Origin of the sequence: Pedobacter sp. CAN_A7, assembly GCF_015752175.1 — a bacterium.
Taxonomy (GTDB): domain Bacteria; phylum Bacteroidota; class Bacteroidia; order Sphingobacteriales; family Sphingobacteriaceae; genus Pedobacter.
This window is the reverse complement of the sequence record NZ_JADOUW010000002.1, coordinates 255,772-269,433: the sequence shown is the minus strand read 5'-3', so window position 1 is coordinate 269,433 and position 13,662 is coordinate 255,772. Positions and strand designations below refer to the sequence as shown.

Here is a 13,662-nt window from a genome sequence, read left to right as displayed (position 1 = left end):
TTGATTTGAGTGTTATTAAAATGAAACTTTTACGTTGATACCATAGTTGCGAACGGAAGGCTGAGCTGAATAGTCAAAACCTTGAACGTTACCTGCACCTGCAGAGTTTACTTCAGGATCCGCGAATTCATTCTCCGCAGCAGTCCACATAAACAAGTTGTTACCATAAACACCTAAGGTTAAGGCGCCAAAAGGCGAACGTCTTAACTGGTCTTTAGTAAAAGTATAACTGATGTTGGCTGAACGTAATTTAACATACGATCCATCAACAATGTTAACACCTGCTGGTCTTGCTGTAAAGTAATCTTGTTTGTTGTAACCTACCCTCGTATTCACTACGCTGTTACCATTTGCATCAAGGTATACTGAATTCGGGAAGATTGTTCCGATTCTCTCGCCACCTGTTTCAGCTGATGTTCCGTTGAAAGCAAGGATATCTTTTGTTCTGGAGAAAAACTCACCACCTTGTTTGGTATCAAATAAAACGCCTAAAGTAATTTGTTTGAATTTGAAACTGGTACCAAGGGAAGCTTGCCAATCCGGGTTATAGTTACCTAAGTATTGCGCAGTTGAACTGTTTACAGGAATTCCTGTTTCAGCATCAACAATCGTTCTGCCTTCTGCATCTTTTGCCTCTGTTACTGCATAAAATTCACCATATGGTTTACCTACTGCTGCAACAATCGACATTCCAGAGAAACCACCTAATGAAATCTGGTCAACACCTGGCAATAAAGAAACAACTTCATTATTGTTTTTAGTGAATGATCCGTAAACTTCCCAGGTAATGTTACCTGTTTGAACTGGCGTACCTCTTAAACTTAATTCCACACCTTTGTTTTGAACTTCTCCTGCATTTACAATGCTAAAGCCGTAACCAGTTGAGTTTGGAATTGGAATACTTAAGATCTGGTTTTTAGAGTTGTTTTTGTAGTAACTGAAATCAACAGCAAATCTGTTTTGGAAAAAGCCTAATTCAGCACCAACTTCAAATGAAGTAGTTTTCTCTGGTTTAAGGTCAAGGTTTCCTAAAGATGAACCTGCAGCTAATGCAGCTACGTTTCCAAATGGAAACACGGTGCTACCAAAGTTACCGTTTACAGTAGATTTATTAAATGTAGCTAACAATTGGTAAGGATCAGTATCATTACCAACTTGCGCCCAACTTGACCTGATTTTACCATAAGTCAACACATCAGAAACTGATGAGCTTTTTAACAATTCAGAGAAAACAAATGATCCACTTACACTAGGGTAGAAGAACGAATTGTTTTGTGCTGGTAAAGTCGAAGACCAATCGTTTCTAGCAGTTGCCTGTAAGAACAAGAAGTTTTTGTACGATAAGTTTAAATCGGCATATAAACCAATTAACCTTCTTTTAGATAATAGATCGGTAATTACGTTTACAGGACCGTTACTGTTTCCTAGGTTGTACCATCCTGGTACTACCAAACCGCCTGATGAGTTAGTTGCTGAAGAAAGTGTGTTGGTTTGACGCTGACGAATGTTGTTACCTAACATTAATGAACCTTCGAAATCCTCGTTAAATTTATGTGTAGCCGTCACCATTAAATCGTGAACCAACTCGGTTACGTTATATTGATCAATACGGTATTCACCATTACTTGTTCTTCTGTTCACACCTGCATATTCGCTGGTTTGATCAATATCAACAAAGTTAAATTTAGGGCTTAGTGTTCTACGTCTGTCTGTATATGTATCTACACCAATTCTTTCCGTTACATTTAACCAGTCGGTTGGTTTATATCCAATGTTAAAATTACCTGTTACACGACTTACATCATTTAAGTTTGAATAGTTATCCAAAATCCAGTATGGGTTTTGCGTATAAGCACCATAGTAACCATAAGAACCTGGAATACTAACACCTGCTGCATTGGTATAACCATAACTGTTGTAAGGATTATTTAAATTACTAACCGATTTAATATTAATATCTCTAGGTGTTTGTAACACGTTGTTATAAACAGATGCATTTCCTTGTCCGCCACCAACTTGGTTAGCGTCAATTTTCGAGAAGTTAAAGCTAACGCCTGTGGTGAACTTGTTACCAAGATCTGCCGTTCCGTTAAACCTTACCCCATATTTGTTGTATTCATCACTAGCACCCGGGTAAATTCCATTAGAATTTAAGGAGTTAATGGCTAAATAAAAGCTGGTTTTATCACCACCACCTGATAAACTTAAGTTGTTATCTGTAGCAAAACCTGTAGAGAAAAAGTCTTTTACCTGGTGTTCTGCAGCAGAATAAGGCTTCATTTGACGAACACCGTCAATTTCCTGACCCCATTCTTGAACGTTACCTGTGAAAGGCGCTCCCCAGCTCCAGTTTTCTTTTAAGTCGGTAATATAAGTAGCTGTTTTTCCACCTGGAAGGATCTGATCATAGTAACCCTGACCATACTCATTCTGTAATTCAGGAAGTTTTAATACGGATGAAAAAGTGTTATTGCTATTAAAGGTGATTGAAGTTTTTTCTGCACCTTTAGTACCCGTTTTAGTGGTAATAATCAATGCACCGTTAGAAGCTCTTGATCCGTAAAGGGCAGCCGCAGCCGGGCCTTTTAATACCGTTACCGAAGCAATGTCATCTGGCGATAAGTCGTTTCCTCTGTTACCAAAGTCAACACTCGACAGTGAAGAAGCACCACCGGTTACACTTGAGTTGTCAATTGGAACCCCATCAACAACGATTAAAGCCTGATTTGATCCAGAAATGGAAGAACCACCACGAAGTACTACACGTGATGAACTACCAGGAGCACCTGAAGTAGACGTAATGTTTACCCCTGCAACTTTTCCAGAAAGAGAGCTCAATACACTTGAACTTCCACCTTCTGTTAATTCGCTGCTCTTAATGGTTGGAGCTGAATAACCCAGGGTTCTTTTCTCCCTTTTAATGGCGTTAGCTGTTACAACAACTTCACCCAGGGTTCTTGCGTCTGGAGCCAGACTCATATTAATAACTGTTAAACCAGAAATGGCCTTAGTTTGTGGAACATAACCTACAGAGCTAAATTCTAATGAAGTCCCTTCAGCAGGAACAACTACTGAAAATTTACCGTTAAGGTCTGTGCTTGCCCCACCAGCAGCACCTTTTACTTTTACACTTACGCCTGGCAATGGTAAACCATCGTCGTTACCCGTAACTGTTCCAGTGATTGTTCTTTGTTGAGCCATTGCACTAACTGCAAATAACATCAACACGAACAAACTTTGTAGAAGTTTTTTCATGAATATTGATTATTTAATAAGTAAAAATTTGCTAAATATATCAATATTTTAGAAGCGCTCCCAATATTTTTATGTGTAACCTCTTTTTTTACGGGATTGTTACAAAAATATGTATTGCATAAGAATAAATTTATTAGGAGGATGATGACACACGTCCTCTACCCGAACTTTACATGGCCAGCACTTAACTTGAAGTTAAATACCAAACAAATATGTAATGAATACGACTTTTTCTACAAAAACACGGATTCAACACGGATTCATGTCGTATTCATTATGGACTCACTAAGGCTTCATCTTTGCCAGATTAGCGGTTTTTAGTCTATTACCAACAAAAAAAGGGCACCTTCCGGCACCCTTTAGTGATAATTATTTAATTGTAAATTAAAACACGTCCCAAAATATTTTGGTTCCTACCTCATCTCCGCCGATAGCAGTGGCTGCACTTTCTACATTGCTCCTGTTCAGTGTCCGTTCACTGGTTGGGTAGGTTAAACGTAAAGGAATGACGCTCTCTGCTTCTGCAGCTGGCCTTAAGGCAGGGTAATCCAGACGGCGCCATTCTACCCAGGCATCGTACCCACGGTTATACAAAGCGATGTACTTTTGCATGCCGATTTTTTGCTTATAAGTGCCTGCGGCAGTTGCATAAGCTACCTGTGGTTGTGCCAGGTAGGCCAAAGCCTGTGCTCCTGTTCCACCCCAATAAGTGATGGAAGCCGTAATGGCTGCGTTATAATGGGTTTCCGGTGTGCCGGCAATGCCCCATCTGGCGGCAGCTTCGGCCAGAATAAATTCTACCTCCGAATAATCCATTAATAAGGCCTCAAAGTCTGGCTGGATGATCCTATCACTTGGTTTAGAATAAGACGCATAATCGTTGTTAACACCAATTCTGCCTCCTAAATAAGCACCATTCACAGCCGTAAAATAAAAGGGTCTTCTAGGATCGTTAACTGTATTCATCAGTGTAACCAGCGTTTCGCCGGCAACATAATCCTGCCTGCTAGTATATACAGGGTTTAGGTTTGCAGATATGGGGTTATTGTTTGGCGTGGTGTTTAAATACGCAAATGCCGCATTATCAGCATTGCTGGTAAATCCCTGACTGGCGGATGTTGTAATAGCGGCCTGAGCAGTTGCTGCATCAACATCTGCCAGGGTAATGGCCAGTTTCATTTTTAAACTATGTGCAAATTTTAACCAGGCAGCGGTATCGTCATTGTACAACAGATCTGAGCCACCAAAGTTAGAACCAGGGGTAATCTGTGCAATTGCTGCATCTAAACGGGTAAATAAGTCGGCATAAATAGATGCGGCATCATCATACTTAGGTTGATTGACATCCGTCAGTGCTTCCGTATAAGGAACATCGCCCCAGGTGTTCACCAAAACAGACCAGGTGTATACCGCTGTAATTTCCGTTACCGCAATGCGGTTATTTTTTACCGCAGCATCCAACGACTCGTCTTCATCGGTCAGTCTTCTGCTTTCTTTCAAATCCTGCAATACTTCCCGGTAAAATGGGGTCCAGTAGGCTAATGGAATGTTTCTGGTCGTAATGTTATACCTGGGTTCATCCTGGTACGTAGTTGCGGTCCATTGCTGCATCCAGAACCTTAACACATTTATGTTTACGCTGGGTGTGGTCTGGTTATCGACCAGCTGCTTGAGTGCATTTCCAAATAGCGACCCTGCAGAAACCGTTTTAGGGTTTTTCTGGTCGATATTGTATTCATCTAAATTCTTGGCACAAGATGCAAGTAACACCAGGGGCAAGATATATATAATTAGTTTTTTCATCGCTAAATTATTAGTTATTTATTGGTAATGAAGCTATCAAAAGCTTGTTTTTATTGCTTGGTAAGCTGTAAGCTTTTGATGGTTTCATAGGTCTAAAATTTATTTTTAATAGGTCATGAAGCGATCATAAAAATCTGACTTCATCGCCAAGGAATCAGTTATCAACTTAAAATCTAAACCTCACATTGAAACCAAGGGTTCTTACCGAAGGGTAAGCACCACTTTGGTAACCTTGAAGGTTTCCTGAACTTAAACCTGCTTCCGGATCGGCATAAGGCACATTACTGTGGATAACCCAAAGGTTACGGCCAACAAGCGATACGTCGACGCCTTTAACAGCTTTTTCGCCAATCCATTTTTTAGGCAGTGAATAGGTTAGAGCAGCTTCCCGTAATTTTACAAAACCGGCATCGTATACAAAGGACTGTTGTGGGTTGTTTGAATAACCATAAGGCGTTACAGAGTTGTCATATGCTTCCACCCGCACAGTATTTTGTGCACCACCAGCCTGAACGCCTGGCAGGACTACACCACCTCCTTCACTAATCGGAAGCCTTTTAGGATTTCCAAGGTCATTCAATCCGGCAGATTCCGGATATATACCTGTTGCCTGTCCGTAGTACTGATCCAGCGAGAAGATACTTCCACCTTTCCTGATGTCAATCAAAAAGCTTAAGCTGATGTCTTTATACTTGAAGTTATTTTGAATACCACCTGTCCAATTTGGGTTCATATCTCCGATCACAGAGTTGGCCGGACCGAAAACATAATATCCGTCTTCTCCAACAACTTTTTCTCCGTTTTCATAGACGAAACCACGTCCCCTCAGTGTTCCAAAAGGTTCACCAAGTGTTGCATTCAAAGTAACACCGCCCTGGAAAGTAGCTAACTGTAGATTCGTGTTTTCTTCATATAATTCTGTGACTTGGTTTCTGTTCCTGGTCCAGTTTAAATTCAGGGTCCAGCTAAAATCTTGCGTACGTATTGGCAATACAAAAGCAGAAACCTCTACCCCTTTATTTTCAATGGTTCCGGCATTTACCCATCTGTTTCCGAAACCTGTAGTGGTAGAAATATTTACCGGCATAATCTGGTTAACAGATTTTGAAACGTAATAGGTAGCATCAAAACCGAATCTTGCATTAAAGAAATTGGCTTCCACACCGGCTTCAAAACTCTTGGTCCGCTCTGGCAACAAATCAGGGTTTAATTTAGTGATCGGCAGGGAGGTTAATAAATTCCCATTATAAACCGGATTGATGGTATACACATCGTATAAGCTCAATGCGGTGGCATCGTTACCCACTTCCGCATAGTTGACACGCAGTTTACCATAATTTAACCAGGTAGATTCTTTCATTAAATTAGAGAACACAAAACTTCCTGCCACGGAAGGATACCAATAAGAGTTGTTTTCTACCGGTAAAGTTGTGGACTGGTCACGGCGAATAGTGGCATCTAAAAACACCATTTCGTTATAACCAAAGGTGGCACTGGCAAACAAACCATCAACCCCAACACGCTCATAACGTTCCACAGGCGCGTTGATCAGGTTAACAGAGTTCGACAGTGAATATAAGCCTGGCACCGCCAAACCGCCATTGGTTCTCGCCTGGATAGATGATAAACTCGTTCTGCGAATATTACTACCTAATAATCCCCTGAAGGTGATTAGCTCCGTGATGTCTTTATTAAAATTCACCAATAAATCAAAATTGGTCTCTGAAGCCGTTCTATTGAAGCGGGCATATTCAGAAACATCTGCTCCGCCAATGGCTAAACGCTCTTCCTGCATTTCATTGGTACCATCATAGGTAACCCTTCCCATCACATCTAACCATTCTAAAGGTTTCCAGGTAACCATGGCATTCCCAAAGAAATGGTCCCTGGTGTCATTCTGGATGTTATTATACCTAGACCAGTACGGGTTGTTGGAATAGATTGGCCGGGTGGCGGTCACGTCAGACCAGTTCCAGGTAATATTCTCCCCATTTCTGTTATAAGCAGCTTCCTGATCTTTAATGTCCACATTGGTTTGCCACCATTGTCTGAATTGCTGGTTAGGGTTATTACCTTCATAACCTGTTCCATAACGGCCCAGACCATCTATTTTGGTATAATTAGCCGATGCACTGATGGTCACATTTTTTGTGATATCATGGCCGCCGCTAAAGTTGAAGTTATTTCGGGTTACTTTACTGTTAGGCAATACGCCTGTTTCATCACTTCTTAAATAACCTACTTTGAACGTGGTATTTTCACCACCACCGTCAATGCTGATACTATGATTTGAGTTTAGTCCTGTTTTGAAAAATGAGGATGGATCATTAGCTCCGGCCACCCAAGGTGTTGCCTTTCCATAATTAGGTGAAGAAGGATCAAAAGCATCCCATTGTAAAACCAGGGTACCAGGATCAAAAGCACCACCATAAGAGGCATCTTCTGTAAAAGGAGTAATTAAGCTATTGCCCAGACCCAAGACATCTGAATACCAGAAATTACGGTCTGGTGAAGGATAACCACTTAAATTGCCATCCCCGTCGCGTGAATACTCATTTACATAACCTGCACCGTATTCTTTTTGATATTTCGCAAAAGTACTTTTATCAATGTTCCCAAAGGTAAGTCCGGTATTTACCGTTACCCCCAGTGAGTTTTTCCTGCCTTTTTTGGTAGTGATCATAATGACCCCGTTTGAAGCCCTGGAGCCATATAGGGCTGTCGCCGCAGCACCTTTCAGCACGTTGACCGATTCAATATCATCCGGGTTAACGTCTGCTGCCGCATTTCCATAATCGTAACCACCACGCCCCGTGGTTTGGTCAGTTGAGTTGGTGTTGGCGTTACTCACCGGTATTCCATCCACCACAAACAGCGCCTGGTTATTACCGGTCATGGATTTGAAACCCCGCATGACCACATTGGTAGAGCCGCCCATGGTATTGGATTGTTTGATATCCAAACCAGCCACTTTACCCGATAGTGCATTCACAAAGTTCGCGTCCCGTGTACGGGTCAGGTCTTCGCCTTTCACTTCCTGCGCTGCATAAGGCAGTTCGTTCCTGTTTCTGCGAATACCCAGGGCCGTTACCACAACTTCAGATAAAGCCTGTGCATCGCCAGTCATCACCACATTGATCACTGCCGAACTTCCAATGGCAACGGTTTGCGGGGTATAACCCAAGGCTGAAAATTCTAATGCTTTTGCGTCCGCCGGGACACTGATGGTGAATCGCCCCTCAGCGGAGGCGCTTGTTCCGGTGTTAGAGCCCGCGACCCTAACACTTACACCAGGTAATGGTAAGCCATCATCTTTACCAATAACTGTTCCTGTGATTGTCCGTTGCTGTGCAAATGCCGAGGTGGCGAAAAACAACAGCATGAACAAACTTTGTAAAAGTTTTTTCATAAGTTTTGAATAAATTAGTTGAAATTCTATCTCTAAGATATCGAAATTCCAGCCCTAATTTAAAATTCAAAAGACTTTTGTATCCTGATTACCAACAAGTTATGATAAGAAATAATTAATTACTTTTAGTCTATAAGCAATGTGTTACCTGTGACATTTTCTATAGGTTAATTGTGCTTACATATGTGCAAAAATGATACTCAATACGAACGCTTCATCCTTAATAATTAATTTACAATCTTTGTGTGCAACCCGCTTATTTGTCCCACCAAACTGGTTCATAAATGAGTACTGAACCTGGGAAATTTTGGTTGGTCGTAATCTCCGTATTAGGATAAAGGAAACGTAAAGGCATACGTCCAGCACCCAGTGTTGATGCTGCTGATTCGACCAGAAAATTTGGATAGCCTGTTCGTCTCCACTCTGTCCATGCTTCAAAACCCTGGTAACCACACATCGCATAATATTTTTGGGTGATGATCAGCCTGATGGCATCTGCGCCAGACGTTAACTGCGCATCAGGGGCTGTACTGATATAGGCCGCCGCCAGGTCTGGGATACCAAAGGCCCCAAAACTTGCCCTGATCCCCTCTTCAAAATGGCTTCTTACGTCAGCTGCACCGCTCCAACCACGTGCGCCTGCTTCAGCTTGCAGGAAATGGCTTTCTGCCGCAGAAATGAATTTGACTGGTGCTACTGCAGAATTAGGATCAGCTGCATTACCGGCCACCCGTGCTGAAGGTGGAGACACCCGTTTGGTGGTATTTAAGCGGTAACTTCCCTGTGGAATATAGGCTATGGTATCTTCTGGTACATTGTTATTTTCTACAGGGTCATAAACCTGCAAAACCCTTGGATCGTTGTTACGATTGAACTGACGCACTGCCGTAGCACTCGCCACCAAGTTTTGGGTATAGCCCAATCCTACCATTTCACTATAAAGCGGGTTATCATTACCGCCGGTGGTCGTATAGTTAATTTGAGCATCATCCAATAGAAAAACAGGATTAGCAGCATACAGGGCTGCAATACCCGCCTGAGCTTTTGCAGGATCAGCTTGCGATAACCGTAAATAAGCACGAAGTTTTAAGGTGTTTGCAAATGCCCGCCACTGATCAACATCACCCCCGAACAGGAGGTCTTGTTCGCCCGGATCGGTTGCATTTTGCGCATTTAACAAAGCAAGCCCAAGATCTATGTAATTGAAAATGCTGTCGTATACCACTTGCTGACTTTCATATCTCGGACTAGCGAACTGACTTCCTTTTAAGGCTTCAGACAAAGGAATGTCGCCCCAGGCATCGGTAGCTAATTGGTAAGTATAAGCTTTTAATATATTGGCCATGCCCTTGATATGCTCACTGTTGGGTTGACTATGGTCAATGATCAATTGTGCATTTTGAAGCGCATTGCGATAGGTAATGAGCCAATGTGTGTCAAATGCGGTGTTGGTTACGCTATACTGCTCCAGGCTTCGGTATTGTGATGAAGTAGGACTTTGGGTCCAGTACTGCGCCCAAAGGTTACCATAAATCTGAAAATTATTGCCCACCAGCTGACCAATGGCTGCTTGTACAGTAGGCAAAAGCAAACTCGGCGTTGCCGAAACAGGATTATTAGGGCTTTCGTTGATATCTAAAAACTTTTTACAGCCAGCCAATCCGACTGTACCTATGACTAAAAGGAGGAGAAGTTTTTTTGCGCGATAGAGATATTGCGTTTTCATGAGTGTTGATTTAAAATGATACCCTTACATTAAGGCCGTAATTTCGAACGGATGGCAATGCTGTATAATCGAAACCCTGAAGGTTGCCTGCTCCTGCCGAATTGACCTCTGGATCTGCATATTTATTGGAATCGGGTGTCCATACAAACAGGTTGTTTCCAAACACTCCAATGGTTAACTCGCCAAAAGGGCTTTTAGCCAATTGTGTTTTATTAAAGGTATACGATAAAGAAAGGTTGCGTAATTTTACATAGGTGGCATCAACCATGTGTTGGCCAGCAGTTAAATCGGAGTAATAATCTTGTTTATTATAAAAGATATCGGTATTGACCACGCTGTTTCCACTGTCATCTAAATACACAGAGTTTGGAAAGATTACGCCTATCCTATCGCCCCCTGATTCTTCAGAAACCCCAACAAAACCTAAAATATCTCGGGTGCGGGAGTAAAAGACCCCGCCGTGTTTAGTATCAAAGAGTGCGCTGAGGTTAAAGTTTTTAAACTTGATGTTAGCGCCAAGGGAAGCCTGGTATTTCGGGTTATAGCTACCCAGGTATTGTGCCGACGGAGAGGTTAGTGGCAGGCCGGTCTCCGGATCGATAATGGTTCGCCCCTGTGCATCCGTAGCATTCGTTGCGGCATAAAACTCTCCATAAGATTTACCTTTGGCAGCAACAACAGACATGCCGATGTAACCGCCAAGACTTACCTGTTCCACGCCTGGCATCAGGTCGATGACCTCACTGTTATTTTTTGTAAAGGTACCATAGAGTTCAACAGAAAGGCCACCGCTGGTGCGTATTGGCGTACCACGCAAGGTGAGTTCAACCCCATTATTTTGTATTTCACCAGCATTCACTACAGAAAATCCATAACCGGTAGAATTGGGGATAGGGATGCTTAAAATTTGATTTCTGGAATTGTTTCTGTAATAACTAAAATCAATACTAAGCCTGCTTTTAAAGAAGCCCAACTCCGTACCGATCTCAAAAGAAGTTGTTTTTTCAGGTTTTAAATTGGCATTTCCAATGGTTGTACCCGCCATTAATGCCGCCACGTTTCCAAAAGGGAAGGTGGTATTTCCAAAACCACCATCAATGAGGCCCCTGCTAAAGGTGGTTACCAGTTGGTAAGGATCAGTATCGTTACCTACCATGGCATAACTAGACCTTAACTTTCCATAATCAAGGAAGTTGTTGATGGATGATTCTTTTAGTAATTCTGAGAATAAAAATGATCCACTTACACTTGGGTAAAAGAAGGAATTATTAGCTGTTGGCAAGGTAGAAGACCAGTCGTTACGTGCCGTTACCTGTAAAAATAACATGTTTTTATAAGCCATGTTTAGATCAGCATAAAGACCTATGAGTCGTCTGCGGGTAAAGTTATCCAAAATCACATTTACCGGACCGTTGCTATTGGCTAAATTATAATAACCGGGTACCACCAAACCACCGGTTGCATTGGTAGCGGATTGATTGGTATTTGTAGAACGCTGGCGGATGTTATTACCGATCATCAGCGATCCTTCAAAATCTTCACTGAACTGATGACTTGCCGTAATCATTAAATCATGGATAACTTCATTGACGTTGAATTGATCGATTTGATAGGACCCGTTATTGGTTTGGGTATTATCGGCAGAATAGTTTCCAGCTTCATCGGCAGGCACAAAGCTATATTTAGGATTTACCAGCCTGCGCCGGTCTGAAAAGAAATCGACCCCTAAACGTTCCGTAATATTTAGCCATTCTACAGGTTTATAGCCGATATTAAAGTTTCCGGTAACGCGGTTAACATCATTAAAGTTATCGTAGGTTTCGAGCAGGTAATAGGGATTAATGTTATAGGCCCCATAAAAGCCGTACAAATCTTCGCGTTGCACGCCGTCTAACACTACCTGTCCATATCCATAATAAGGGTTGTTCAGGTCGCTCATTTGGTCGATTGGAATATCGCGCGGCGTTTGCAGCACATTATTATAGATGGACCCACTGCCTTGTCCGCCGCCAACCTGGTTGGCTTTTATGTTCGAGTAGTTGAAAGAAATACCAGCAGTAAACTTATTGCTAAACTCGGCCGTACCATTAAAACGAACATTGTAACGGTTATAAACATCCTTATTGCCTGGGAACACGCTGTTAGAATTCAACGCATTTAAACCAAGGTAAAAACTTGTCTTTTCGCCGCCACCTGAAAAACTTAAGTTATTATCTGTAGAGAAACCTGTGTTAAAGAAATTTTTTATGTTGTCCTGGAGGGCAGCGTAGGGTTTTTGCAGGCGAACACCGCCGATCATTTGGCCCCATTCCTGCATTTCACCGGTAAAGGGGGCCCCCCAGCTCCAATTTTCCTTTGGATCGTTGATGTAAGTCGCCTCTGTACCATCGTCAGATATCACATCATAATACCCTTGTCCGTATTCATTCTGAAAGTCGGGCAGCTTTAAAATAGACGACGCCGAGTTGGAGCTGCTAAAGGTAATTTCGGTTTTTTGCGCGCCCTTGGTACCGCTTTTGGTGGTGATGATTAAGGCACCGTTTGATGCCCTGGACCCATAAAGGGCCGCAGCGGCAGGACCTTTTAATACGGTTACAGAAGCAATATCATCAGGGTTGATATCATTTCCACGGTTACCAAAGTCAACACTGGCCAATGCTGAAGCCCCTCCATAGACACTGGAGTTATCGATAGGGATACCGTCGATTACAATTAAAGCCTGGTTATTACCGGAAATAGAAGAACCGCCACGTAACACTACGCGCGATGAACTACCCGGGGTATTGGAGGTAGTGGTGATGTTTACCCCGGCCACACGCCCAGTGAGGGAGTTGATGACGCTGGAGTTTTCACCCTGTGTAAGCTCCGCATTATTTATGGTAGGCGCCGAATAGCCCAAAGTTCGCTTTTCTCTTCTAATGGCTTGTGCAGTGACCACCACTTCGCCAAGAGTCCTGGCATCACTCACCAGGCTAACATTATATTCGTTGGCGGTAGTCAGGTTAATTCGCTGGGTAGCATAACCGATAGAGGAAACTTCGAGGCCTGAGGCGCCATCAGGAAGCGCAATCATATATCGGCCATCGCCATCAGCTTGTGTACCACCTTGTGCCCCTGTGAGTCTTATACTGGCCCCCGGAATGGGCAGGCCATCATCTTGCCCGGTAACGCGACCGGTGATTGTTCGTTGTTGCGCTATTGCAGAAATCGTAAATAGCATGAAAACAAACAAACAATGTAGCTGTCTTTTCATTGTGCTAAGTATTAGATAAACGTCTTATCTAATTTACCACAACAAAAATTTTAAAACAAGTATTATTTTATAAAATTAAAAGAAAAATATTGAATCAATTATATTATAATTATTTGGGAAACAAGCCTTTAAAAAATAGGGCTGCTTCCCAAATTTTCATCATTATCTACTGTATTTTATCGGCACTGAAGTAATTATCATGTGATATCATTGCTG

Annotated in this window: 5 protein-coding genes; all 5 read right to left on the bottom strand. The window is 42.3% G+C overall.

Going from position 1 to position 13,662, the window contains the following annotated elements:
* Window positions 1–15: 15 nt before the first annotated feature.
* The 5 genes from IWX76_RS07385 to IWX76_RS07365 all read right to left on the bottom strand — a co-directional run bounded on the left by IWX76_RS07385 (window position 16) and on the right by IWX76_RS07365 (window position 13,446).
* Entirely contained in the window at window positions 16–3,255 is a 3,240-nt protein-coding gene (locus IWX76_RS07385; protein WP_196859269.1) for a SusC/RagA family TonB-linked outer membrane protein, read from the bottom strand.
* Between the two features lie 384 nt (window positions 3,256–3,639).
* A complete protein-coding gene (locus IWX76_RS07380; protein WP_196859268.1) occupies window positions 3,640–5,058 on the bottom strand; it encodes a SusD/RagB family nutrient-binding outer membrane lipoprotein in 1,419 nt (472 codons plus the stop codon).
* A gap of 166 nt (window positions 5,059–5,224) precedes the next feature.
* Window positions 5,225–8,467, bottom strand: coding sequence for a SusC/RagA family TonB-linked outer membrane protein (locus IWX76_RS07375; RefSeq protein WP_196859267.1), 3,243 nt, complete (start codon window positions 8,465–8,467; stop codon window positions 5,225–5,227).
* A gap of 256 nt (window positions 8,468–8,723) precedes the next feature.
* Window positions 8,724–10,193, bottom strand: a complete 1,470-nt coding sequence (locus IWX76_RS07370; RefSeq protein ID WP_196859266.1) for a SusD/RagB family nutrient-binding outer membrane lipoprotein — start codon at window positions 10,191–10,193, stop codon at window positions 8,724–8,726.
* A gap of 10 nt (window positions 10,194–10,203) precedes the next feature.
* Window positions 10,204–13,446, bottom strand: coding sequence for a SusC/RagA family TonB-linked outer membrane protein (locus IWX76_RS07365; protein WP_196859265.1), 3,243 nt, complete (start codon window positions 13,444–13,446; stop codon window positions 10,204–10,206).
* Window positions 13,447–13,662: the final 216 nt, after the last annotated feature.

Bases quoted from the DNA above. Each gene is read 5' to 3' on its own strand.
- IWX76_RS07385 (WP_196859269.1), bottom strand. From the start codon at position 3,255: ATGAAAAAACTTCTACAAAGTTTGTTCGTGTTGATGTTATTTGCAGTT.
- IWX76_RS07380 (WP_196859268.1), bottom strand. From the start codon at position 5,058: ATGAAAAAACTAATTATATATATCTTGCCCCTGGTGTTACTTGCATCT.
- IWX76_RS07375 (WP_196859267.1), bottom strand. From the start codon at position 8,467: ATGAAAAAACTTTTACAAAGTTTGTTCATGCTGTTGTTTTTCGCCACC.
- IWX76_RS07370 (WP_196859266.1), bottom strand. From the start codon at position 10,193: ATGAAAACGCAATATCTCTATCGCGCAAAAAAACTTCTCCTCCTTTTA.
- IWX76_RS07365 (WP_196859265.1), bottom strand. From the start codon at position 13,446: ATGAAAAGACAGCTACATTGTTTGTTTGTTTTCATGCTATTTACGATT.